This window comes from Pseudonocardia halophobica (assembly GCF_027922425.1).
Lineage (GTDB): Bacteria > Actinomycetota > Actinomycetes > Mycobacteriales > Pseudonocardiaceae > Pseudonocardia > Pseudonocardia halophobica.
Map to the genome: position 1 here is coordinate 20715 of NZ_BSFQ01000049.1, position 21295 is coordinate 42009.

The following is a 21295-nucleotide window of genomic DNA, read 5'->3' on the forward strand; positions in this document are numbered from 1 at the left end:
GTGACCCTACGTGTGCGGGGTCACGCCCGGGTGGTCAGGCCCGCCTTACCGGTCCCGGGCCTGGGATCTCAAAGGGCCGGGGTGAGCCGGGTCAACGCGCCGAGTATGCGGTCGCTCCACTCGCCCTCCTTCCGGTCGTGCGCGGTGGTCGGGTCGTCGTAGAGGTTGGCGAGCAGCTTGAGCAGGGCCTGCATCACCGACCGCCGCGGCAGCCCGTGCCGGGTGGCGACCCGCATGACGGTCGGGTTGCCGATCAGGCGGGCGGCGACGGTGCCGAGGCGGTAGTAGCGGCCGAGCGCCCGGCTGATCTCCCGCGGGTACGCGGCCAGTGCGGCCTCGCGGGAGTCGCCGGACCGGGCGAGGGCCTGCACCGCGCACCGGGCGGCCACCGTGGCCGACTCCATCGCGTAGGCGATGCCCTCGCCGTTGAGCGGGTTGACCATGCCCCCGGCGTCGCCGACGAGGAGCAGGCCGGGGCGGTAGTGCGGGGTCCGGTTGAAGCCCATCGGCAGCGCGGCGCCACCGATGCCGCCGACGGCGTTGTCCTCCCGGTAGCCCCACTCCTCCGGCAGACCGTCCAGCCAGGACCGCAGCAGCGCCCGGTAGTCCCAGGAGCCGCCGGCCCTGCGGTCGGTGCCGAGGACGCCGAGCCCGACGTTCGAGGTGCCGTCGCCCATCCCGAAGACCCAGCCGTAGCCGGGCAGGAGCCGCGGGTGCTCCGGGTCGGAGCGGTCCCAGATCTCGAGGTGGGTCTCGAGGTGGTCGTCGTGGGTGCGGGGGCTCTCGTAGTAGCGCCGGACGGCGACCCCGAGGGGCCTGCGGTCGTCCTTGGCGATGCCGAGCGAGAGCGCGACCCGCGCCGACACGCCGTCGCAGGCCAGGGTCAGCGGCGCGCGGTACGACACCGGCCGCTTCTCCGGCCCCTCGTGGCCCTCGACGCCCACGACCCGGCCGGTCCGCTCGTCGGCCACCGCGGCCGTGACCGTGGTGGCCTCGCGCAGCCGGGCGCCCTGCTTCTCCGCGTGCCGGACCAGCAGCTCGTCGAAGTCCTGGCGGGGGCGGACGGCGCCGAAGTCCGGGAAGCTCGCGAGCGTGGGCCAGGGCAGGTCGAGGCTCACCCCGCCGGCGACCACGCGCAGGCCGCGGTTGTGCAGCCAGCCGTTCCCCTCGGAGCAGTCGATGCCCAGGTCGATGATCTGCTTCATCCCGCGCGGGGTGAAGCCGTCGCCGCACACCTTGGGCCGGGGGAAGGTCGCCTTCTCCAGCACCAGCACGTCCAGGCCCGCGCGCGCGAGGTGGGCCGCGGCCGTCGAGCCCGCGGGTCCGGCGCCGACGACGAGCACGTCCGCGTCCGCCGTTCCCGCCGTGCGCCCGGCAGCACCTCGCGAGCCCGCGGCCTGCGGGGCCGCGGCGCCGTTGGTGGTGGGCTCGGGCGCCTGCATTCCGCTCCTTGTGAACTGGTTCACGAGGTTCTTGTGAACTGTTTCACGAAGTTCGGCGGGATGTCCAGGCACCCCCGACCGATCGGGTCGCGAGCTGGGGAACGATCAGCGGGAAGATCGGCGAGGCCCCCGCGAGCCGGGGGCTGGGCTCCCGCGAGTCGGGGGCTGGGCTCCCGCGAGTCGGGGGCTGGGCTCACGCAAGTCGGGAGTTGGGCTCCGGGGAGTCGGGGAGCTGCGCCCCGGCGGGTTGATCAGGTGGCGCGACGCCACGGTGGAGAGGGACGGGCGTCGTCGGGGCGGAGCGGCACACCTGCAGGAACCATCGGCACACCCGGGCGAGCGCGGCACACCCGCCGAGCGCCGTCGCACACCCGGAAGGTCAGCCGCACAGGGCGTCGACGAGGTGTGAGCGGCGCGAACGGTTGTGCGCGCAGGAGGAGAGCCGGGCGGAAGCCCACCAGGGGCTCGGGCGTCAGACGGGCCTGGCGGCGCAGTCGCTCGTCGGGTGGGCTTGCGGGCGAAGTCGGTCGTCAGGCGGGCTTGGTGGCGCGGTGCAGGGCGACGGCCCCGCCGGCGAGGTCGCGCCAGGCCACGCGGGACCACCCGGCGCCCGCGATGATCTCCGCGAGCCGGCGTTGGGGGTGCCAGTCGAGGATCGAGTCGCTCAGGTACGTGTAGGCCTCGGGGTTCGACGAGACCCGGCGCGCGATCGCCGGGAGGACCCGGCGCAGCACCACGTCCTGGTAGGCGACGCGGTACGGCGTCCACGTCGGGGTGCCGAACTCGCACACCACGAGACGCCCGCCGGGCCGGGTGACGCGGGCGAGCTCGGCGAGGGCGCGTGCGGTGTCGGCGACGTTGCGGAGGCCGAAGCTGATGGTGACGGCGTCGAAGGCGTCGTCGGCGAAGGGCAGGTGCAGGGCGTCGGCGGCGACCTTGGGCACCGGGCGCTGCGCCCCGGCCTTCAGCATCCCGAGGGAGAAGTCGGCCGCGACGGTCCACGCCCCGGACTTCGCCAGCTCGACCGTCGACACCGCGGTCCCGGCGGCCAGGTCCAGCACCCGCTGACCGGGCCGCAGCTCCAGGGCCTCCCGGGTCAACCGCCGCCAGCGCCGGTCCTGCCCGGCGGTGAGGACGGTGTTGGTGAGGTCGTACCGCCGCGCGACGTCGTCGAACATCGCCGCGACGTCGTGCGGGTCCTTGTCGAGCTCGGCCCTGCCCACAGCGGGAACCCTACGGCCCCGCCCCTGCGTCCCGCCCGTGGGCCGGAGGGCGGCCGGCCCCGATTCACAGAAGCCCACACCCCGACTCGCGGAACCTCACACCCTGACTCGCGGAGCAGGAACTCCCGACTCGCGGTGCAGGAACTCCCGACTCGCGGTGCAGGAACTCCCGACTCGCGGAGCAGGAACTCCCGACTCGCGGTGCAGGAACTCCCGACTCGCGGAGCGACAGCTATCCGCCCGCGAGTCGGGAGTTCTGGGGCCGCGAGTCGCGAATTCTGGGATCGCGAGTCGGGAGCTGTGCGAGTCGGGGTCTCCGCGCTCGCGAGTCGGGACCTCACCCCCTGCGAGTCGCGCCCACCCCCGACTCCCGAGTCGGCACTTTCGCTCACCGAGTCGGCGATGTCGGGTCAGCGGGGGTGGGGGATGGCGCGGAGGGCGGTGCGGAGGCCCTCGAGGTACTCGGCGCGGGTGCGAGCGGCGAGGGCGTCCCACTCCCCCTCCGGCACCGAGAGCGGGCCGTCCGAGCCGAGGTAGGCGCCCATCCCGTGCAGCGCGATCCAGCGGTGGTCGTAGGCGTGCTGGGTGCGGCGGTCCCAGGCCACGGCGCGGATCACCGTGCGCCGCAACCGCTCGGGGTCGGTGAAGGCGAAGCGGTTGATGGGGCCGCCGAAGCGCTGATTGAGGGCGTCGACGGCGGCAGCAGCGGTCGCGTCGGTGCAGCGGCGGGCGTCGAACCGGGCGCGGACCTGCCCGGCGTAGAACCAGAAGGCGGCGTCGGCGGGACGGCCCTGGTCGAGCAGTACCTCGGACAGCGCGTACAGCACGGGCGGCGCGACGCGCTCCGGCTCGAGCTGGACCAGCTCCGCCACCCGCCGCCGGACGTCCGGGTCGGCGTCGAGGAGGCCGGCGATCGCGTCGCGGGCCAGGGCGGTGTCGATCGTCGCGTGCTCGCCGGTGGGCTCGACCACCACGGTCCTGTTCATGTCCGTGAGCCTCGCCCGCACGACCACCTCCGGGCATCCGTGACTCTACGGAGGACGGAGCGTGCGCGGCCGCCTACCGTGCGTCACATGATCGCCTCGCTTCCCCGTCGCGCGGTCCTCTTCGCCGGACTCGCCGGCCTGGGTGCTCTCGCGACCGGCTGCGCCGACCCACCGGCCACACCCACCTTCGACCCTGCCCCCGCCCAGGCCGAGCTGGCCGACCTCGAACGACGGGCCGGCGGCCGCCTCGGCGTGTCCGCGCTGGACACCGGCTCCGGCGCCGCGCTCGGACACCGGGCCGACGAGCGGTTCCTGCTGTGCTCGACCGGCAAGCTGCTGGCCGCTGCGGCGATCCTGCACCGCCGGCAGTTCGAGGCCGACCGGGACATCTTGGAGCGGGTGGTGCCGTACACCTCGTCCGTGCTCGTCCCGAACTCCCCCGAGACCGGCAAGCACACGTCGATGACGGTCGGCGAGCTCTGCCACGCCGCGATGACCCTGAGCGACAACACCGCCATGAACCTGTTGCTCGGCGTGCTGGGCGGACCGGAGAAGGTCACGGCGTTCCTGCGCAGCGCGGGTGACCCGGTCAGCCGGCTGGACCGCACCGAGACCGCGCTCAACGCCCGCGACGGCGACCTGGACACCTCCACCCCGGCACGGATGGCCGCGAACACCCGCCTTCTCGCCCTCGACGACGGCCTCACGCCCGACAACCGGGACGTCCTCGTCGGCTGGCTCAAGGCCAACACCACCGGCGTGACCCGGATCCGCGCGGGACTGCCCGCGGACTGGGTCGTCGGCGACAAGACCGGGGCGGGCGCGCGGGGCGAGATCAACGACGTCGCGGTCGTCTGGCCGCCCGGGCGGGCCCCGCTGGTGATCGCGGTCTACACCGAGCCGCCCGATCCCGACGCCGACGCCGCCCCGACCGTCGCCGAGGCCGCCCGGATCGTGGCCCGGTCCTTCGCCTGAGCCAGTCCACCGAGCCCCGGGCTCCCGAGGTCGAGCGCCCGGCGCTGTCCGAAACCCGCAGCTCAGCAGGGGTCGTGAGTGGCAACTGCCCCTCTAGGGGCAGTTGCCACTCACGGGGTGAGGACGGACAGCATGCGCTCCACGGAGGCGGGCCAGCCGTAACCCTCGGCGCGGGTGCGGGCGGCGCTGCGGCGGACCCCCTCGTCGGCGGCGAGGTGGGTCGTGACGCCGCGGGCGAAGTCCTCGGGCGAGTCCTCGGCCCCGGGGTCGCCGACGATCTCGGGCAGTGCGGAGGACCGCGACACCACCACCGGCGTGCCGCTGGCCAGCGACTCCAGCGCCGACAGCCCGAACGTCTCGTGCGGGCCGGGGGCGAGCGAGACGTCGGCCGACGCCAGCAGGGCCGCCAGCCGCGCCCGGTCCGGCACGAACCCGAGGAAGGACACCGGCAGCCCGGCCGCCCGCCGCTCCAGCGCCGCCCGCCGCGGCCCGTCCCCGGCGACGACCAGCCGCACCCGGTGCCCGGCATCGCACAGCGCGGCGACCGTGTCCACGCTGCGCTCGGGGTGCTTCTCCGGCGACAACCGCCCGCAGTGGACGAGCAGGGCGTCGGCACCGCCACCCAGCCGGGCCCGCAACGCCGGGTCGTGCCGCCGCGGCGAGAAGGTCGCGAGGTCCACGCCGAGCGGGACCTGCCGGACGTTGCGCACCCCGATCCGGTCGAACTCCGCCCGCGCGAACCCAGTGGTGCACACGACCGTGTCGTAGGCGGCCGCCATCCGCGCGTTGGCGTGGTCGGCGACCCGGCGGGCGGTGCCCGCGGGCAGCAGGAACTGGTGCAGCAGCCGGTCGAGCCGCTCGTGCGAGATCACCACGCTCGGGATGCCGCGGCGCGCGGCCCAGGCGCCCAGCCCACGCAGGGTGAGCCGGTCGGAGACCTCGAGGGCGTCGGGCCGCAGGCGGTCGAGCAGGCGTTGCACCCGCCAGGGGTCGACGGCGCGATAGCCGCCGGTGCCGGGGATCCGCGGCGCCGGAACCGTGATCCGGCGGGTGCCGCCGGGAAGCCGGCGGTCCTCGGCCCGCGGACCGGGGACGACCAGCACGACCTCGTGGCCGCGGGCGGCGTAGCCGGTGCCGAGGGCGTCGAGCGCCGTGCGCAGGCCGCCCGAGCGCGGCCCGTAGAAGTTGGCGAGCTGGACGATCCGCACGTCAGGCGGCCTCGTCGTGGAGGAGCCCCGTGACCCCGGCGACCTCGCAGTAGTGGCCGACCAGTTCGTCGCACACCGTCGACCAGGTCCGGCGCAGGACCGAGCGGCGCGCGGCCGCCCCGAACTCGGCGCGCAGGCCCGGGTCGCGGAGCCGGTCGACCGCGGCGCGGAGGGCGGCGTCGGCGGCGGGCCGGCCCGCCTCGTCGTCGGGCAGGGGCGGGACGAGGTAGCCGGTCCGGCCGGGCAGGACGAGGTCGCGCGGGCCGCCGGCGTCGGGTGCGACGACCGGGAGCCCGCTGGCCAGCGCCTCCTGCACGGCCTGGCAGAAGGTCTCGGCGGGGCCGGTGTGGACGAAGACGTCGAGGGAGGCGTAGAGCTCGGCCAGCTCGTCGCCGCCCCGGAAACCGAGGAACGCCGCCCCCGGCAGCGCCGCCCGCAGCCGCTCCTCGCTGGGCCCGGCCCCGACCACGACGAGCCGGGTGCCGCGCATCCCGCGCAGCGCGGCCAGCCGTTCCACCTGCTTCTCCGGGGCGAGCCGGCCGACGTAGCCGACCAGCAGCTCCCCGTTCGGCGCCAGCCGCTCCCGCACCGCGGCCGACCGCCGGGCCGGGGTGAACCGCCGGGTGTCGACGCCGCGGGCCCACTGGTGCACCCGCGGCACCCCGCGCTCGCGCAACGCCTCGGTGGCCCAGCTCGACGGCGCCAGCGTCCGGTCGGCCTGCGCGTGCAGCCGGCAGGTCCAGCGCCAGGCGGCGCGCGCGGTCAGCCCGAGCCCGTACGACGAGGCGAACCCGGCAACGTCGGTCTGGTAGACCGCGACCGTCGGGATCCCCAGCCGGCGGGCCGCCCACAACCCCCGCGCACCGACGACGAACGGCGCGGCCAGGTGCACGACGTCGGGCCGGAAGGCGCGCAGGGCCTTCACGATCCGCCGGCTCGGCACCCCGACCGGCATCGAGGACACGACGGGCAGCTCCAGCGCCGGCACCCGCACGACCGGGACGCCGTCGTGGGAGTCCGGCTCGTCGGCGCCGGGGGCGACGACGAGGACGTCGTGCCCGGCGTCGCGCAGGTGCTCGAGCACCCGCAGCACCGAGTTCGTGACGCCGTTGACCACGGGGAGGAAGCACTCGGACACGATCGCGACACGCACGTCGGAGAAGCTGTCGTGCCCGCCGCGCCACCCGCCGTCGGCGACGTGACCTGCGGGGGAACGTCCGGACAACAGCGCGAGAGTTCACGCGGGCCCACCCCGGGCCGTCACCGGCGGGACGCCCCGGCGATACCCCGTTCGCGGACCCTCGGCGCCATGACGGTCCTCACCCGCACCCCGACCCCGGTGGACCCCGGGCTGCTCTCCCGCGCCCTCGAGGTCGCGGGCCGGCTCGCCAACGACGCGGCGGAGGTGATCGCCGCGACCGCCGGCCGCGCGCCGGGGTCCGAGGCCAAGGCCGATCCCTTCGACTGGGTCACCGACACCGACCGCACCCTCGAACGGCACACCCGCCGGGTCCTGGCCGCCGAGTTCCCCGGCATCCCGGTGGTGGGCGAGGAGTACGGCGCCGACGCGACGGCGGCCGGCTCGGCCTACCGCTGGATCGTCGACCCGGTCGACGGCACGGCCAACTACGTCGCCGGCTTCCCGTGGTGCGCCTACAGCCTCGGCCTGGTCGACGGCGACGGGCCGGTCGTGGGGGTCGTGGCCGACCCGAGTCGCGCGCAGATGTACGCGGCGGCCCGCGGGCGCGGCGTGCGGGCCAACGGCACCCCGGTGCGCGCGGCGACCCGCACCACCGCCGTCGGGGCGCTGGTCTGCGCCGAGTCGCCCTCGCCGCAGCTCACCGAGCGCGCGACCGCGCACCACACGGGCGTGCGGGTGCTGGGTTCGACCGCGCTCGCGATCACGCAGGTCGCGCTGGGCCGGGCGGTCGCCGCGGTGATCGACGACTACCACGAGTGGGACGTCGCCGGCGCGCTCTGCCTGGCGCTGGAGGCCGGGGCCGTGGTCGTCGACCGGGCCGGGCGGCCCGACCCGATGCCGGCGGACGGGCTGCTGGTGGCGGTCCCCGCCGTCGTCGAGCAGGTCTACTCGTGGTGGGCGGCCTGACGCCGCCTGCGGACGAGCACCGCCGCCCCGCCGAACGCCGCCCAGGCGAGGGCGACGAACCCGATCGTCAGCGGCAGGCCGGAGAACGCCGTGCGCCCGGCCACGCGGACCAGGTCCGGGTCGGCGCGGTCGTACTCGACCAGGACGGTCGTGCCCGGCTGCAGGCCGCGCGGGTGGTAGACGCCCCGCTCGGGGACCAGCAGCTGGCCGTCGGGTACCGGGAACCGCACGAGCGTGCGGGAGAAGGTGGACCCGTCCAGCACCTCGGCGGTGGCGGTGGCGCGGTTGCGGTTGATGGCGACGTCGTCCGCCACGGCCCCGAGGAACCCGACGACCGACAGGAACGTGGCCAGCACGGCGAGCCCGGTCAGGATCGTCGGCAGCCGCCGCCACAGGGTGCGGCCGACGGCCCGGGCGGTGCGCCCGGCCTCGACGAACACCTCGCCCGCCACGCCTCCGGCCATGGGTCGAGCATAGGAGTGTGGCTACCGCCTCCCCGCCGGGGACGGGCGCCGGCCGGTCGCGGTGCCTACGCTCGACGGCGTGACGACCGCTGCGCTGCCCACCGGTCTGGAGGTCCGGACCCGTGAGGTGGACCCGCCCGCGGGCGGCCTGTTGTCGCTCCTGCCGGAGGCGCGGGGCGCGCTGTCCTGGGTGCGCGGCGGCGAGGGACTGGTCGGTTGGGGCGAGGTCGCGCGCTTCACCGGCACGGGCGCGGGCCGGTTCGCCGAGGCCGACGCCTGGTGGCGGCGGTTGCTCGCCGAGCTCGACGTCACGGACGAGGTGGGCCTGCCGGGCACCGGAGCGGTCGCCTTCGCGTCACTGACCTTCGCCGACCGCTCGCCCGGGTCCGTGCTGGTGGTGCCGCGGGTCATCGTCGGGATGCGGGGCGGGCGCGCGTGGGTCACCGAGTTCGGCGACCCGCACCCCATGACCGCGGCCGAGCCGGTCCGGCCCAGCACCCGGCTCCGCTACGCCGACGGCGACCTGCCGGTCGCGGGCTATCGCGCCGCCGTCGCCGAGGCCGTCCGGCGGATGCGGGCGGGCGAGCTGGACAAGGCCGCCCTCGCCCACGACCTGCTCGCGGTCGACGAGGCCCCGCACGACCCCCGGCACCTGCTGCGCGGGCTCGCCGAGCGCTACCCCACCTGCTGGGCCTTCGCCGTCGACGGGCTGGTGGGGGCCACCCCGGAGCTGCTGCTGCGCAAGCGCGGCGCGGTCGTCGAGTCGCGGGTCCTGGCCGGCACGGTGTGGCCGGGCGAGGGCTCGCTGAGCTCGGACAAGAACCGCGTGGAGCACGCCTACGCCGTCGACTCGCTGGCCGAGCGGCTGCGCCCCTTCTGCCGCTCGCTCGAGGTGCCGTCGGAGCCGACGGTGCTGGCCCTGCACAACGTCTCGCACCTGGCCAGCGACGTCCGCGGCCGGGTCCGCGGCGACGCCTCCCTGCTCCGCATCGCCGGCGCTGTGCACCCCACCGCTGCGGTCGGCGGCACCCCGCGCGAGGACGCCGTCGCCCTCATCGCCACCCTCGAGGGCATGGACCGCGGCCGCTACGCCGGCCCCGTCGGCTGGGTCGGCGCCGACGGCGGCGGGGAGCTCGGCGTCGCCCTCCGCTGCGCCCAGCTCGCCGGACCCGTCGCCCGCCTCTTCGCGGGCTGCGGCATCGTCGCCGACTCCGACCCCGACACCGAGGTCCGCGAGGCCGCCGCCAAGCTCCTCGCGGTGCGGGAGGCGTTGGAGGGGTAGGAGCCGGCGAGCTCACTGCCCCGTCGATGTATTCCGTTACTCCGCTGAAACAGCTTCACGTCCCTGCGCGACGGAGGGCGCGGATGCCGTCGGTTCGGGCGGCCGACACGTCGGGGGACGGGGGGAGGCCCAGTTCCCGTACGCCTGCGAGCAGGGTCTCGTGCCGAAGGAGCAGTACTGAGGGCCTTTACCGCTGCTTCGCGTGCTTCGGCACGAGGAGGGCGAGGGCGAGCGCGAGGAGGACGATCCCGCCCGCGATGGCAAGGCCGGCGGGGCTGACGAGGCGGTCGCGCAGGCCGCCGACGTAGGGGACGTCGTACCAGAGGACCCCGTGGACGTCCTGCGCCGCGACCGGCGCCGGGTCGTTCGTGCGGTTGGCGTCGCCCTTGGTGACGAACGCGGGTCCCGGAAGGACCTCGACGACGCGGTGCGTGACGACCCGCGCCTGCCCGGTGGCGGCGTCGCGGTCGGTGAAGTTCAGGACGTCGCCCGGCTTGACCTGCGCGGTGTCGACGGGCTTGATCACGGCGACCGACCCGACCTGCAGCGTCGGCTCCATCGAGCCCGACAGGACGGTCAGCGAGTGCCCGCCCACCACGGCGGGGACCAGCGCGACCGCCGCCGCGAGGGCGACCACGACCAGCACGACGAGGCCGAGCACCAGGTTCAGGACCCGGCGGACCGGGTGCACCCGTGGCGGCGCCGAGGCGTGCCGCGCCGTCTCCTGGTCGGCGTCCGCCGTACGCGCGTGCGAGCCCATCCGCCCTCCCGGTGCAGTCGTCCGACCGAGTCGTACCCGGAACACACACCGACCCGACGGAACACCACCCGATCGAATGGCGATTGGTTCCGGAATCGGCGCGTGCGTTGTGCCGTGCGGATACTCGAAGCCTGCCGCGTCGATTCCGCACCGTTCCCGCGGCCCCGTCGAAATCCACTCCCCGGAGCATCAGCATGGCCGTTCAGTCGGAAGACAAGAAGAACCGCAAGCGGAAGGCGGGCCTGATCGTCGGGCTCGTCGCGCTGGTGGTCGCCGCCGCCGCGATCGGGGCGGGCACCTACGCCGCCTTCAGCGACACGGAGACCGGGCCGAGCGGCACCATCGGCGCGGGCACATTGGACCTCGAGGTGGGCAGCGCCCCTGCAAACGCGACGCTGTTCAGCGCCTCCAACATCGCGCCGGGCTATGTGAGCCCCACGCCGGTGACGATCACCGTGCGCAACGCCGGGACCATCGCAGGCACCCTATCCAACTCCCTGACCGTGAATGGTGGAGACGGCAGTTGTCCGGAGCCCGAGAGCGAGCTCACAGGCGGCTGCAAGTCGACCGGCGACCTGCAGGACTACCTGATGGTCGAGGTGACCGGCAGCCCGTCGGGCGCGACGGTAGGAAAGACGAAGCTCGCGGACTTCGTGTCCGGTAAGAAGCTGCCTACCGGGGGCACCCTGGAGGGCGGAAAGAGCGCCACCTACACACTCGTCTTCTCGCTCCCGGCAGACACGGGCAACATCGTTCAGGGCGACACGGTCACCCTGAATTCGACCTTCAACCTCGACCAGGTGACGAGCTGACCCGAACAGACCATTAGCGGGTCACTGCGAGGATATGAACGTCCGGCGGTTCACGTCATTCAGGATCGGCCGCCGCAATTGAAGGATTTCGATGCGACGCCGAGTGATCGCCGGGACGCTCGTGGCGGTGGTCGTCACCGCCACGGGCGTCCTGTCCGGGGGCAGTGGCACCTACGCCCGGTACACGGACGTCGAGGCGAAACCGGGCACCGTGGGCGCCGCGACCGTGGTGATCGGGACGTCGTCCCGGGCGCCGGCGCTGAGCTACACCGGAGTCCTGCTCGGCGGCGTGTCCTCCGCCATCCTGAACGTCGTCTACACCGGCACCACGCCGGCGCGCCTGACGCTGCAGGCCAAGCCGGCCTCGACCTACTCGTCGGCCTTCTGCACGTACTCGGCGTCGACGAGGTCCTGGTCGCGGACGACCCTGGCGACACCGATCACCTTGTCCTTTGGGGGCACGACGGTCGACTACTGCACCCTGCTCAACGGCGCCGAGGTCACGCTCGCGAGCTCGGTCGCGGCGGGCAGCACCGCCGCCGTGGCGACCTCGGCCACCTTCGGCCTGCTGAGCGGAGCGACGCCCAAGAAGGACCAGAACGTGCCGCTGCTCGTCCACGCCTACGGCGCCAGCGGCTCGGGCTTCTCCGACGTCGTGTCCGGCACCCTCGGCGTCGCGACGAGCGCGTCGCCGACCCCGCGGTCGCTGGCCGTCGTCACCACGCCGACGAGCACAATTGCGCCCACGACCACCACCGCACCCACCGGCACGCCGGTCGCGGGCGGGGACGTGCCGGCCGAGTGCACGGCCGCCGGGATGACCGCGGCCTCCTTCGTCGAGAAGATCACGCTGACCGCGACCCGGCCGAGCTTCGACGCCGGGCGCGACCGGCCGGGCAGCGCCGGACCGTTCCTGGTCCTCGGCTCCCCGGTCGCGGACACGGTGATCGGCTCCGCGGGCGCCGACTGTGTGTCCACGGGCGACGGCGACGACGTCGTGTCCGGCGGGACGGGCGACGACGTCCTCGTGGGCGGGGCGGGCGCCGACCGCCTCTCCGGCGATGCGGGCGCCGACCGTCTCCACGGCGGACCCGGCCTCGACACGCTCGACGGCGGCGCCGGCGCCGACCTGCTCGACGGCGGGGTCGACGGCGCGACCTGCACCACCGACGCCTCCGACACGACCACCGGCTGCCTCGCCGCGGCCGTCGAGGGCGGCGCCGACCCGACGACCACCACCTCCCCCGCCCCGGTCACCACGACGACCGCGGTCCCGACGACGATCGCGCCCGACCCGCCGCCCGGCAGCAGCGCCCCGGCGGCCGTCCCGGAGGGCTCCGCCGACCCCACCAGCTCCGCCCCACCCACCTGAGCGGCGGCACACAGCAGCGGCCCTGCCGGCCAGCGAAGATCACCGCCCCGGACCGACCTCGGCCACCCACGGCCGCATCCCGTCCCGGACAGCGATCACCACGGAAAAGATCACCACGGAAACGATCACCACGTCGGGAGCGGCGCAGACGATCCCCGACCGTCCACGGACCGCGGGCACTACCCCCGGCTCACCTTCCCCGGCGCCCCCTCCGGCGCCGGGGAGGGCTCGCCGCGCGGCGGCGGGGCCGCGACGAGGCGGAGGGGGGCACGGGTCGTCCTGCGGCGTTCGTCGACCGCGTCGGCGAGAGCCACGACCTCGGCGACGGCCGGGGCGCGGGTCTCGGACCCGGCCGAGCGGAGGGCGGCGCGCAGCCGCTCCGCCTCCACCCGGTACGCCTCGCGCTGCTCCCACAGCCCCCGCACCGCGCTGAACAGGAACGGCACGGCCGCAGCCAGGAGCGCGGCGGTGGCGGCGAAGGTCAGTGCGACGGGCACGACGACCGCGGCCCCCGACGCCCGCACGGCATGGGAGGCGGCGAGCACGGCGAAGGCGACCCCGACCCGGCGCAGCAGCGGGCGGTCCCGCCGCAGCCCCGCCCCGACGGCAAGCAGGCCGGCCGCGCCGGTGCCGGCCCAGGCGGCGAGGGCGGCGTCGGCGACCAGCGCGGCGGGCAGCCCGACGGAGGGGGCGAGGCCGTGCAGCGTCCCGGCGAGGGCGGCCGCGCAGGCCAGCACCGCGGCGGCGAGGGTCACGACGGGCCGGTGCGCGGGCGACCGCCGGCGCACCGCCACCACCAGCAGGGCGACGGCGGCGAGCTGCCCCACCACGGCCACGGCCGGCCAGAGGCCCGCCGCACCGCCCAGGTCGAGCGCCACGGGCAGCGGCCCGACGAGGGCGGCCCCGCCGACCGCGGCGGCGATCCCGGCCGCGCGCCGGCTGCCGGAGGCCCGGCCGGCCACGGCGATCATCACGGCCGCCGAGATCCCCCCGGCGAACACGAGCACGGAGGCGATCCGCGCGGCCGGCAGCCCCGCGGCGTCGACGCCCCGCACCGCGGTCCACGCGAGCCCGCCGGTCAGGGCCACCAGACCGACCTCGAGCGCGAAGGCCCGCGCGGCCACCGGCCGCACACGGAAGCGGACGGACGGGCGTGCGTCGGCACCGCGGCCGGGAACGCCGGGGCCGGCCCCGCGGCGGCGCCGGCCCGTGGGCCATGCGTCGGGGGCGGCGGGCCGCGCGGCGGGGGCGTCCGCGCGGCTCCGGGTGCTGGAAGTCACCGGTACCTCGGTCGTTCGACGGGCGGCCGGGCGCGGGGAGCGGGCGAGGCCGGGAGCGTCGGCTCCGCTCCCCTGTCGGCGCTCCACCACCGGCCGTTACGCAGACCGCACAGTAGCTGCCGCACAGTGACCGCCCGGACGAGCCCTCTGCGACGGACGGCCCATACTCGTTGCGGGCCAACGCCGTAGCGAGGAGGCTCAGGTCCGGGCGGGCAGGGCGGCCAGGGCGGTGGCGACCTCGTCGGCGAGCGCGGCGTGGCCCGCGCGCAGCGTCGCCCGATCGGCGCGGACCTCGACGATCCGCAGCCCCGGACCGGCCGGCAGCACGGCCTCGACCAGCTCCGACGGCGCGGTGACCAGCACGTGCGCGGCGCCGAGGCCGGTCGCGACCGCGGCGAGATCGGCCCGGTGCGGAGTGCCGAAGACCCGCTCGAACGACGCGGAGTGTGCCGGTGCCCCCTGCTCGAGCAGCCCGAAGATCCCGCCGCCGGAGTCGTTGAGCACCACGATCGACAGCGCCGGCCGCGGCTCGTCCGGGCCGATGAGCAGACCGGTGGTGTCGTGCAGCAGGGTCAGGTCGCCGAGCAGCGCCACCGTCGGGCCGGGATGCGTCAGCGCGGCGCCGACGGCCGTCGACACCGTCCCGTCGATCCCCGCGACCCCGCGGTTGGACAGCACGGACAGGCCGGTCCGCGGCACCGCGGCGAGCGCGACGTCCCGCACGGGGTTCGACGAGCCGAGGACCAGCCGGGAGCCGTCGGGCAGCGCGCCGACCAGCTCGCGTGCCAGCGACAGTCCTCGCGGCCCCTCGGGCAGCGCCCGGTCGAGCGCGGCGGACGCGACCTCGTCGGCCTCCCGCCAGCGCTGCACCCACGCCCGCGGTGGCGCGAGGGCCGGCACGTCGCCGACCGCCCGCACGGTGCCGGCGACGTCCGTCCACGGCGTGCCCTGCGGGTCCGCCGCGACGTAGACCTGCAGGTCGGACGCGGCGAGCAGGCGCGCGACGGACCGGTGCAGGGTCGGTCGCCCGACGACGAGCACCTGCCGCGGCCGCGGCGGGCCGCCGGGTGCCCCGAGCAGCCAGGGCCCGCTGCGCAGGGCGTGCGGCCACAGCGGCGACGACGGCTCGGCGACGATCGGGGCCCCGCCCAGCAGTGCCGGGTCGACCCCCGCCCCGCCACCGGCGATCACGAGGGTCGGCGCCGAGGGGTCCAGCGGCAGCGGCGGCGCGGTCCGGCGCGCCGGCGGCACCACCGTCCAGGGGGCGCCGTCGGGGCGCCCGGGCGGAACCTCCGCGGCCGGGTCGGGAACCAGCGGCTCGGCGAACGGGATGTTCAGGTGGACCGGACCCGGCGGCTCGCCGAGGGCGCCGGTCGCCGCGGCCACGATGCGGTCGACGGCGGCGCGCCACCGTCCCGGCTCCCCGGGCGCGAGCCGGGCGACGGCCAGGGTGCCGGCCCGGCGGACGGCCCCGCCGAAGATCCCCTGCTGCTCGATCGTCTGGCTGGCGCCGGTGCCGACCAGCTCCGGGGGCCGGTCCGCGGTGAGCGCGAGCACCGGGACCCCCGAGTGCGAGGCCTCGAGCACCGCCGGGTGCAGGTTCGCGACGGCGGTGCCCGAGGTCGTGACCACCGGGACCGGGCGGCCGGAGCCGAGCGCCAGGCCGAGCGCGAGGAACCCGCCCGTGCGCTCGTCGATCCGCACGTGCAGGCGCAGCCGGCCGGCCGCGTCGGCCGCGTGCAGGGCGAAGGCGAGCGGCGCGTTGCGCGACCCCGGGCACAGGACCGCGTCGGTGACGCCGAGGCGCACCAGCTCGTCCACGACCACGCGGGCCTGGACGGGCCCTGCCGCGGGGTCGCTCGTCGGTGCCGGGTTCACGCCTCCGACCCTATGTCGCCACCCGCCGGTCCCGCCGTGCTCCGCTGCTCACACCACCCCGTCACATCGGGAACAGCTCGAAGCCGACGGCCAGGTCCGCGCCCGGGAACTGCTGCGCGACCGCCTCGGCGTGCGACCGCAGGTAGGTCGCCGGGTCGGCCATCACGTCGTCGCCGAGCGCGGCCAGGTAGGCCCGGTGGGCGGACAGCGACGCGACTGCCCGGTCGAACACCGGCCCGATGTCGACGGCGTGGGTGGGCTCGGGCACGCCGGTCGCGGCGAGGTACCGCACGTCCGTCCACGGGTCGCCGCCCGCGCCGGGGAAGACCCAGCGGTTGCCCGCGTCGCGGCAGGCGTCGAGGACGGCGCGCCCGGTGTGGACGTGGTCGGCCATGTTGAGCCAGCCGCCCGGCCAGCGGTCGGCGAAGTTCCCCGTGACGACCAGCTCGGGCCGGCGCCGCCGGATCACCGCGGCGATGTCGCGGCGCAGCGGGAGCCCGTACTCGACCACACCGTCCGGATGGTCGAGGAACTCCACCTCCGCGACCCCGACGGCGGCGCAGGCCGCCCGCTGCTCGGCCTCCCGCAGCGGCCCGGCCTCCACGGGCGGGATCGTGTCGATGCCCGCCTCGCCCCGGGTGACCAGCAGGTACGTCACCTCCTTGCCCGCCTCCGTCCAGCAGGCGACGGCGCCCGACCCGCCGTACTCCATGTCGTCGGGGTGTGCGACCACGACGAGGGCGCGCGACCAGTCGTCGGGGAAGGGCTGGAGCGTCATGCGCACATCGTCCCCGTACCCTCGGCGATGTCATGAGCGCGACCCTCCGGGCCACGGGCCTGTCCGCCGGGCACGGTGCCCGCGTCCTGTTCAGCGGCCTGGACCTCGTGGTCGCGCCCGGCGACGTCGTCGGGCTCGTCGGGGTGAACGGCGCCGGCAAGTCCACCCTGCTGCGCCTGCTCGCCGGCGAGCAGCCGGGTGGGTGGGGAGGCGACGCCGAGGGCGAGGTCACCCTCGGCCCGCCCGACGCGACGGTCGGCCACCTGCCGCAGGAACCGGAGCGCCGCCCGGGCGAGAGCGTGGCGCAGTACCTGGCCCGCCGCACCGGGGTGGCGGCCGCGCAGGTCGCGATGGACGCCGCGGCCGAGGAGCTCGGCGCGGGCGGGGACGGGGAGAGGTACGCCGCGGCCCTCGACCGCTGGCTCGCCCTCGGCGGCGCGGACCTCGACGAGCGGGCCGGCGAGGTGGCTGCCGAGGTCGGCCTCGGCGTGCCGCTCGACGCCCCCATGACGGCACTGTCCGGCGGCCAGGCCGCGCGCGCCGGGCTGGCCGCGCTGCTGCTCTCCCGCTACGACGTGCTGCTCCTCGACGAGCCCACCAACGACCTCGACCTCGACGGCCTGGAGCGGCTGGAGAAGTTCGTCCAGGGTCTGCGGAGCCCGGCCGTGATCGTGAGCCACGACCGCGAGTTCCTCGCCCGCACCGTCAACCGGATCGTGGAGCTGGACCTGCACCAGCGGCAGGTCGGGGTCTACGACGGCGGCTACGACAGCTACCTGGTCGAGCGCGAGATTGCCCGCCGGCACGCCCGCGAGGCCTACGAGGAGTACGACGACAAGCTCGGCGCGCTGAAGGACCGCGCGCAGATGCAGCGCAACTGGATGGCCCAGGGCGTGCGCAACGCGCGGCGGAAGTCGAAGGACAACGACAAGAACGTCAGGGCCAAGCGCGCGGAGACCAGCGAGAAGCAGGCCGCCAAGGCCCGGCAGACCCAGCGCGCGATCGAGCGGCTGGACGTCGTCGAGGAGCCCCGCAAGGAGTGGGACCTGCGGATGACGATCGCCGCGGCCCCCCGGTCCGGGGCGGTCGCCGCGCGGCTCGACGGCGCCGTCGTCCGCCGGGGCGACTTCGTCCTCGGCCCGGTCACGGCGCAGGTCGACTGGGCGGACCGGGTGATCGTCACCGGGGCGAACGGGGCCGGGAAGTCCACGCTGCTCGGCGCCCTGCTCGGGCGGATCCCGGTCGACGAGGGCTCCGCCGGGCTCGGGGCGGGCGTGACCGTCGGCGAGATCGACCAGGCCCGCGGGCTCTTCCTCGGCGACGAGCCGCTGGTCACGGCGTTCGGCCGGGCGGTGCCGGACTGGCCCGAGTCCGAGGTGCGCACGCTGCTGGCCAAGTTCGGGCTGTCGAAGGAGCACGTGCCGCGGCCCGCCTCGTCGCTCTCCCCCGGCGAGCGCACCCGGGCGGCGCTGGCACTGCTGCAGGCCCGCGAGGTGAACCTGCTGGTGCTCGACGAGCCCACCAACCACCTCGACCTCCCCGCGATCGAGCAGCTCGAGCAGGCCCTCGACGCCTTCCCCGGCACGGTCCTGCTGGTCACGCACGACCGCCGGATGCTCGACACGGTCCGCGCCACCCGCCGGTGGCGCGTCGAGGAAGGCCGCCTCACCGAGGCCTGATTCATTGCGCGACCGGGCGGGATCGGCCCTTGCGCCTTCTGTCAGTTCTCGCTAACGTTAGCGAACACGCACAGAACAACTCGGGAGGTCGTCATGGGAAACCCGGTCGCGATGTTCGAGATCGTCAGCACCGACCCCAGCCGGTTGGGCCGCTTCTACGGCGAGCTCTTCGGCTGGACCGTGAACGCCGACCCCGCCTGGGGCGGCTACGGGCTCGTCGACACGCACTCGGAGCCCGGACCGCTGATGGGCGGGATCGGGCCGTCGTACCAGCCCGGGGACACAGGCGTGAAGTTCTACGTCGGGGTCGACGACCTCGGCGCCTGGCTCGGCAAGGCCGAGGGGCTCGGGGCGTCCCGGCTGGTGGAGCCCACCGACCTGCCCGAGGGGTACGGCTCGTTCGCGATGTTCGCCGACCCGGACGGCAACACGGTCGGCCTGTGGGCGGGACCGACGGGGGGATCGTGACCTCTCCCGCCCCGCTCGACGACCGGGTCGGGGCCATGCTCCGGGCCCTCGCCGAGCCGCGCCGCCGGGCGATCCTGCGGCTGGTCGCCACCACCGAACGCGCGGCCGGCGAGATCGCCGCGGAGTTCGAGGTGTCCCGCACGGCCGTCAGCCAGCACCTCACCGTGCTGAAGGAGTCCGGGCTGATCGCGGAGCGCCGCGAGGGCACCCGCCGGCTGTACCGTGCCCGGCGGGAGGCGGTCCGCGAGCTGCAGGCGGCCCTCGACGGCATCTGGTCCGACGCGCTCGACCGGGCGCGCGCCCTCGTGGAGGAGGAGTCGTGAGCAGCGAGACCTACGGCGAGGTGGTCGACCTCGCCCGCCCACCCATCCACCGTTCGACCGTCGTGGCGGCGGCCCGGGAGCGCACGTTCCGCGTGTTCGTCGACCGGCTCGCCGAGTGGTGGCCCCTCGACCCGTTCTCCCTCGGCGGCAGCGACCGGATCGCCTCGGTGACCGTCGACCGCCGGGTCGGCGGCACGGTCACCGAGCACTGGCACGACGGCAGCAGCCACGACTGGGGCACGCTGCTGGCCTGGGACCCGCCGGTCGGGCTGACGATGACGTGGAACGTCACCGGCACCCCGACCGAGGTCGAGCTGCGGTTCGTCGCCCTGGACGGGACCACCACCCGGGTGGACCTCGAGCACCGGGGCTGGGAGCGGCTCTCGCTCGAGGAGCTGCGGGCCGCGTGCGCGCTGCCCGGGGGCTACTCCGGCGGCGCCTTCGAGCGCGGCTGGGCCACGATCCTCGGCGCCTTCGCCGACGCCGTGCGGGAGGACGCACCGTGAACTGGTTCCTGTACCGGCTCGTGCCGCCGCGCCCGGACTTCGCCATGACGATGGACGAGCGCGAGCGCGCCGCGATGACGGAGCACGGCGAGTACTGGCGGGGCCTCCTGGAGGCCGGGCGGACGATCTTCTTCGGGCCGGTCGCCGACCCCGCCGGGGCGTGGGGCCTCGGCATCGTCAACGGCGAGTCGCTCGACGACGCCCGGGCGCTCGGCGAGGGGGACCCGGCCGTCGTGGCCGGGATCGCCCGGTTCGAGATGTTCCCGATGATCTCGGCGGTCACCCGCTGAGCCGGTCGGGGGCGCCGCTGGTAGGAACGCCGCATGGCCTCCTGGAGCACAGCGGACGTCCCCGACCTGACCGGCCGGACGGTCGTCGTCACCGGCGCCAACAGCGGGATCGGGCTGGAGGCGGCGCGGGCGCTCGCGGCCGCGGGCGCGCACGTCGTCCTGGCCTGCCGGAACACGGCGAAGGGTGAGGCGGCCGCCGCCTCGCTCACCGGCTCGACCGAGGTCCGCGAGCTGGACCTGGCCGACCTGAGCTCGGTCGGCCGGTTCGCCGCGGACCTCGACCGTCCCGTCGACGTGCTCGTCAACAACGCCGGCCTGATGGCCGTGCCCGAGCAGCGGACGGCCGACGGGTTCGAGATGCAGATCGGCACGAACTTCCTCGGCCACTTCGCGCTGACGGGGCTGCTGCTGCCGCGGATCACCGACCGGGTGGTCACGCTGTCGAGCCTCATGCACCGCATCGGGCGGATCGACCTGGACGACCTGAACTGGGAGCGGCGCCGCTACCAGCGCTGGCTCGCGTACGGGCAGTCGAAGCTGGCGGACCTGATGTTCGCCTACGAGCTGCAGCACCGCTTCGTGGCCGCCGGATCGCTGCTGCGCTCGGTGGCCGCGCACCCCGGGTACGCGGCGACCAACCTGCAGACCCGCACCGGGACGGTCCAGGACCGGTTCATGGCGATCGCGAACCGGGTCGTCGCCCAGGACGCGGCCGCCGGGGCCCTGCCGACGCTGTACGCGGCCACGGTGCCGGACCTGCCCGGCGGCACCTACGTCGGGCCCGGCGGGCCGGGCGAGACCCGCGGCGCGCCGCGGCCGGTCGGGTCCGGCCGCGCCTCGCACGACCGCGCGGTGCAGCGGGCGCTCTGGGAGCGCGCCGAGGCACTCACCGGCGTGTCGATCGCCGTGCCCGTGCGGCGCTGAACACGGCCTGCAGACGGCCCTGCAGACAGTCCCGAGCACGGCGAAGGGGCGGCCCCTCCGGGTGGAGGGACCGCCCCTGTCGGACGTGCGGTGCGTCAGGCCTGCGGCTCGCCCTGCGGGCCGATCGCGAAGCGCAGCTCCTCCTGGCCCTGCTCGTTCGTGAAGGGCTGCACGTCGAGGACCTTGTCGTCGAGCACCTCGGCCGCCATCGGCTCGAGGAAGACGTTCAGCCCCTCGCCGGTCAGCACGGTGTCGCTCTGGTCCGCCTGCGCCGCCAGCGAGAGCTCGAGGCCCTGCTCCGGGTCGGTGGCCGCGATCCGCAGCCCCCCGCCGTCCGGCAGCTCGGCGTCCGTGGTCAGGGACTTGATGGCTTCTGCCGCGGTGTCGGTGATTGCCAGCATTCGAGCGACCGTACCGAGAACCGGCCAGGCGTGCAGACCAGGCTGTGAAGAGAATCGACCGCAGCCGGGCTACGCGGTCTTGTCGAGGGTGACCCGGTAGCCGAGGTTGTGGAGTTGGTGGATGAGCCGGTCGCGTT

At 75.6% G+C, this 21295-nt stretch carries 22 protein-coding genes; 11 read left to right on the forward strand and 11 right to left on the reverse strand.

The window, feature by feature from the left end; all coding sequences use genetic code 11:
• Positions 1 to 68: 68 nt before the first annotated feature.
• From PKE99_RS33510 to PKE99_RS33520, 3 genes are all read right to left on the reverse strand, one after another.
• A complete protein-coding gene (locus tag PKE99_RS33510) occupies positions 69 to 1442 on the reverse strand; it encodes a geranylgeranyl reductase family protein (RefSeq protein ID WP_081924702.1) in 1374 nt (457 codons plus the stop codon).
• Positions 1443 to 1972: 530 nt separating this feature from the next.
• On the reverse strand, positions 1973 to 2665 hold the full coding sequence (locus PKE99_RS33515) for a demethylmenaquinone methyltransferase (protein WP_037053124.1): 693 nt from the start codon (positions 2663 to 2665) through the stop codon (positions 1973 to 1975).
• 410 nt (positions 2666 to 3075) lie between these two features.
• Complete coding sequence (locus PKE99_RS33520) at positions 3076 to 3651, reverse strand: hypothetical protein (protein ID WP_156068066.1); 576 nt, start codon at positions 3649 to 3651, stop codon at positions 3076 to 3078.
• 87 nt (positions 3652 to 3738) lie between these two features.
• On the opposite strand from PKE99_RS33520, the gene bla reads away from it, so the two are divergent.
• Positions 3739 to 4626 (forward strand): class A beta-lactamase, encoded by an 888-nt coding sequence (gene bla, locus PKE99_RS33525; protein WP_037053126.1) that lies wholly within the window; start codon positions 3739 to 3741, stop codon positions 4624 to 4626.
• 110 nt (positions 4627 to 4736) lie between these two features.
• Here bla and PKE99_RS33530 read toward each other — a convergent pair whose 3' ends face one another.
• Positions 4737 to 5834, reverse strand: a complete 1098-nt coding sequence (locus PKE99_RS33530) for a glycosyltransferase (protein ID WP_037053128.1) — start codon at positions 5832 to 5834, stop codon at positions 4737 to 4739.
• Between the two features lies 1 nt (position 5835).
• Positions 5836 to 7059 (reverse strand): glycosyltransferase family 4 protein, encoded by a 1224-nt coding sequence (locus tag PKE99_RS33535; protein ID WP_269323057.1) that lies wholly within the window; start codon positions 7057 to 7059, stop codon positions 5836 to 5838.
• 84 nt (positions 7060 to 7143) lie between these two features.
• On the opposite strand from PKE99_RS33535, the gene PKE99_RS33540 reads away from it, so the two are divergent.
• Entirely contained in the window at positions 7144 to 7941 is a 798-nt protein-coding gene (locus tag PKE99_RS33540; protein ID WP_037053132.1) for an inositol monophosphatase family protein, read from the forward strand.
• On the opposite strand, the gene PKE99_RS33545 is transcribed toward PKE99_RS33540, so the two are convergent.
• Positions 7920 to 8405 carry a DUF3592 domain-containing protein gene (locus tag PKE99_RS33545; protein ID WP_051738245.1) on the reverse strand — a complete coding sequence of 162 codons (486 nt, stop codon included), beginning with the start codon at positions 8403 to 8405 and terminating at the stop codon, positions 7920 to 7922. The genes PKE99_RS33540 and PKE99_RS33545 overlap by 22 nt on opposite strands.
• 79 nt (positions 8406 to 8484) lie before the next feature.
• Between PKE99_RS33545 and PKE99_RS33550 the strand changes: the two genes are divergently transcribed.
• Positions 8485 to 9687 carry an isochorismate synthase gene (locus PKE99_RS33550; protein ID WP_231498433.1) on the forward strand — a complete coding sequence of 401 codons (1203 nt, stop codon included), beginning with the start codon at positions 8485 to 8487 and terminating at the stop codon, positions 9685 to 9687.
• A 187-nt stretch (positions 9688 to 9874) separates the two neighbouring features.
• On the opposite strand, the gene PKE99_RS33555 is transcribed toward PKE99_RS33550, so the two are convergent.
• On the reverse strand, positions 9875 to 10447 hold the full coding sequence (locus tag PKE99_RS33555) for a signal peptidase I (RefSeq protein ID WP_051738246.1): 573 nt from the start codon (positions 10445 to 10447) through the stop codon (positions 9875 to 9877).
• Positions 10448 to 10641: 194 nt separating this feature from the next.
• Here PKE99_RS33555 and PKE99_RS33560 point away from each other — a divergent pair, with 194 nt between their 5' ends.
• Positions 10642 to 11259, forward strand: coding sequence for a TasA family protein (locus tag PKE99_RS33560; protein ID WP_037053135.1), 618 nt, complete (start codon positions 10642 to 10644; stop codon positions 11257 to 11259).
• Between the two features lie 91 nt (positions 11260 to 11350).
• Positions 11351 to 12631 (forward strand): calcium-binding protein, encoded by a 1281-nt coding sequence (locus PKE99_RS33565; protein WP_231498435.1) that lies wholly within the window; start codon positions 11351 to 11353, stop codon positions 12629 to 12631.
• Positions 12632 to 12810: 179 nt separating this feature from the next.
• Here PKE99_RS33565 and PKE99_RS33570 read toward each other — a convergent pair whose 3' ends face one another.
• From PKE99_RS33570 to PKE99_RS33580, 3 genes are all read right to left on the reverse strand, one after another.
• The gene (locus PKE99_RS33570) at positions 12811 to 13911 is read right to left on the reverse strand and encodes a hypothetical protein (RefSeq protein WP_271214959.1); all 1101 of its coding nucleotides are present in this window, start codon (positions 13909 to 13911) and stop codon (positions 12811 to 12813) included.
• Positions 13912 to 14109: 198 nt separating this feature from the next.
• Positions 14110 to 15789: a 2-succinyl-5-enolpyruvyl-6-hydroxy-3-cyclohexene-1-carboxylic-acid synthase gene (gene menD, locus PKE99_RS33575; RefSeq protein WP_051738248.1), complete on the reverse strand. Its 1680-nt coding sequence runs from the start codon at positions 15787 to 15789 to the stop codon at positions 14110 to 14112.
• 61 nt (positions 15790 to 15850) lie between these two features.
• Positions 15851 to 16567, reverse strand: a complete 717-nt coding sequence (locus PKE99_RS33580) for a PIG-L deacetylase family protein (protein WP_037053139.1) — start codon at positions 16565 to 16567, stop codon at positions 15851 to 15853.
• A gap of 32 nt (positions 16568 to 16599) precedes the next feature.
• Between PKE99_RS33580 and PKE99_RS33585 the strand changes: the two genes are divergently transcribed.
• The 6 genes from PKE99_RS33585 to PKE99_RS33610 all read left to right on the forward strand — a co-directional run bounded on the left by PKE99_RS33585 (position 16600) and on the right by PKE99_RS33610 (position 20757).
• Positions 16600 to 18246 carry an ABC-F family ATP-binding cassette domain-containing protein gene (locus PKE99_RS33585; RefSeq protein ID WP_037053141.1) on the forward strand — a complete coding sequence of 549 codons (1647 nt, stop codon included), beginning with the start codon at positions 16600 to 16602 and terminating at the stop codon, positions 18244 to 18246.
• Between the two features lie 93 nt (positions 18247 to 18339).
• Positions 18340 to 18714: a VOC family protein gene (locus PKE99_RS33590; RefSeq protein ID WP_037053143.1), complete on the forward strand. Its 375-nt coding sequence runs from the start codon at positions 18340 to 18342 to the stop codon at positions 18712 to 18714.
• Positions 18711 to 19037: an ArsR/SmtB family transcription factor gene (locus PKE99_RS33595; protein ID WP_231498437.1), complete on the forward strand. Its 327-nt coding sequence runs from the start codon at positions 18711 to 18713 to the stop codon at positions 19035 to 19037. The genes PKE99_RS33590 and PKE99_RS33595 overlap by 4 nt, the downstream gene beginning before the upstream one ends.
• Positions 19034 to 19543 carry an SRPBCC domain-containing protein gene (locus PKE99_RS33600; RefSeq protein WP_231498439.1) on the forward strand — a complete coding sequence of 170 codons (510 nt, stop codon included), beginning with the start codon at positions 19034 to 19036 and terminating at the stop codon, positions 19541 to 19543. The genes PKE99_RS33595 and PKE99_RS33600 overlap by 4 nt, the downstream gene beginning before the upstream one ends.
• Positions 19540 to 19833: a YciI family protein gene (locus PKE99_RS33605; protein ID WP_037053144.1), complete on the forward strand. Its 294-nt coding sequence runs from the start codon at positions 19540 to 19542 to the stop codon at positions 19831 to 19833. The genes PKE99_RS33600 and PKE99_RS33605 overlap by 4 nt, the downstream gene beginning before the upstream one ends.
• Before the next feature lie 33 nt (positions 19834 to 19866).
• Positions 19867 to 20757 carry an oxidoreductase gene (locus PKE99_RS33610; protein WP_037053145.1) on the forward strand — a complete coding sequence of 297 codons (891 nt, stop codon included), beginning with the start codon at positions 19867 to 19869 and terminating at the stop codon, positions 20755 to 20757.
• Between the two features lie 95 nt (positions 20758 to 20852).
• On the opposite strand, the gene PKE99_RS33615 is transcribed toward PKE99_RS33610, so the two are convergent.
• Complete coding sequence (locus PKE99_RS33615) at positions 20853 to 21158, reverse strand: adhesin (protein WP_037053146.1); 306 nt, start codon at positions 21156 to 21158, stop codon at positions 20853 to 20855.
• Positions 21159 to 21295 lie beyond the last annotated feature (137 nt).

Excerpts from the sequence above, each read along its gene's own strand:
- PKE99_RS33520 (WP_156068066.1), bottom strand. The coding sequence starts at position 3,651 with ATGAACAGGACCGTGGTGGTCGAGCCCACCGGCGAGCACGCGACGATC.
- PKE99_RS33580 (WP_037053139.1), bottom strand. The coding sequence starts at position 16,567 with ATGACGCTCCAGCCCTTCCCCGACGACTGGTCGCGCGCCCTCGTCGTG.
- PKE99_RS33565 (WP_231498435.1), top strand. The coding sequence starts at position 11,351 with ATGCGACGCCGAGTGATCGCCGGGACGCTCGTGGCGGTGGTCGTCACC.
- PKE99_RS33555 (WP_051738246.1), bottom strand. The coding sequence starts at position 10,447 with ATGGGCTCGCACGCGCGTACGGCGGACGCCGACCAGGAGACGGCGCGG.
- PKE99_RS33510 (WP_081924702.1), bottom strand. The coding sequence starts at position 1,442 with ATGCAGGCGCCCGAGCCCACCACCAACGGCGCCGCGGCCCCGCAGGCC.
- PKE99_RS33540 (WP_037053132.1), top strand. The coding sequence starts at position 7,144 with ATGACGGTCCTCACCCGCACCCCGACCCCGGTGGACCCCGGGCTGCTC.
- PKE99_RS33615 (WP_037053146.1), bottom strand. The coding sequence starts at position 21,158 with ATGCTGGCAATCACCGACACCGCGGCAGAAGCCATCAAGTCCCTGACC.
- bla (WP_037053126.1), top strand. The coding sequence starts at position 3,739 with ATGATCGCCTCGCTTCCCCGTCGCGCGGTCCTCTTCGCCGGACTCGCC.
- PKE99_RS33610 (WP_037053145.1), top strand. The coding sequence starts at position 19,867 with ATGGCCTCCTGGAGCACAGCGGACGTCCCCGACCTGACCGGCCGGACG.
- PKE99_RS33585 (WP_037053141.1), top strand. The coding sequence starts at position 16,600 with ATGAGCGCGACCCTCCGGGCCACGGGCCTGTCCGCCGGGCACGGTGCC.
- PKE99_RS33545 (WP_051738245.1), bottom strand. The coding sequence starts at position 8,405 with ATGGCCGGAGGCGTGGCGGGCGAGGTGTTCGTCGAGGCCGGGCGCACC.
- PKE99_RS33590 (WP_037053143.1), top strand. The coding sequence starts at position 18,340 with ATGGGAAACCCGGTCGCGATGTTCGAGATCGTCAGCACCGACCCCAGC.
- PKE99_RS33560 (WP_037053135.1), top strand. The coding sequence starts at position 10,642 with ATGGCCGTTCAGTCGGAAGACAAGAAGAACCGCAAGCGGAAGGCGGGC.